Below are 893 nucleotides of genomic sequence, written 5' to 3'. Positions count from 1 at the left end.
GTATGCCGTTTGGACAAAGTGTTCGAGAGGCACGGAATGAAAGTCGTTCCAGTGTTTTGCGAGGCAATGATCCCAAAACATATCCAAAGCGATAGGTGCAAAACGTCGCGCAACACCAGTGAAATGAGGCTTACATTCGTTGACGATTGGATGATGATCAGTAATACGGTCAACAAATCTATGTAATCTGATGCCATTTGAGATATCGCGATCATACAGCTTGCTTGGATCTCCTTTTACGAAGTCTCCAAGCAAGTTTCCCATAAAATGGCTATTACAGTGATCTGCAATATGCAGGTGGGCTAAAAAGTTCATTTACCGTCTTTCGCCCTTCTTGGCTCGGTGTTTCATGAACTTAGTATAACGTCTAAAAGAACGTGAAGAGAGTACTAAACGGTACTATTCGTTTTCGTTGTCAGAGCCAACGTATTCCGACAAGATAATGCCAATTTCAAGCGCATCTAGCAGCTCTAGGCTCTCATCGTTTTGGTATTGGTCGCTCATTGTGACCTCCTTTATTTTAAGCTCTCTTGCTTTTACTTGCTGACGGCCTGGCTCTTGCCATATCCACATCAGCAACTCCTTTTTATAGTCTTTATATGACACATTCCTGACAGCGAGAAGTAAAGATTTAAAAACCTATGAGCATAATCATAAGTAAACGATTGCAGCGTCGTTACTCTTCTCTGCCATCTTCACTTAGATAGCTGGAATTACATCGACATTTCTATCATTAAAAGACATAACATACTGTTATAGGCGACCCTAGATCTCATTTTGTAAAATAAAATCACCCTTCGTTACATATTTTGCTGATTCGCATCGCATATTTTGTTTCGATATACCCATAGATTTGTTCAATATCTTTTATCTCTAATGGAGTAATCAATGAT

At 39.8% G+C, this 893-nt stretch carries 2 protein-coding genes; both read right to left on the bottom strand.

Annotation, left to right across the window (positions count from 1 at the left end; translation table 11 throughout):
• On the bottom strand, positions 1-315 hold a 315-nt coding region (locus tag R7R78_RS25050; RefSeq protein ID WP_225474491.1), incomplete at its 3' end, for an ACP phosphodiesterase.
• 84 nt (positions 316-399) lie between these two features.
• Positions 400-573, bottom strand: coding sequence for a hypothetical protein (locus R7R78_RS25045; protein WP_225474490.1), 174 nt, complete (start codon positions 571-573; stop codon positions 400-402).
• Positions 574-893 lie beyond the last annotated feature (320 nt).

It is taken from the genome of Vibrio sp. 2134-1 (genome assembly GCF_033339495.1).
The sequence above is the reverse complement of the archived record's forward strand: the minus strand, read 5'-3'. Positions and strand labels throughout refer to the sequence as shown.

What these genes read in the sequence shown, in the direction of transcription:
- R7R78_RS25045 (WP_225474490.1), bottom strand. Translation starts at nt 573, where the DNA reads ATGTGGATATGGCAAGAGCCAGGCCGTCAGCAAGTAAAAGCAAGAGAG.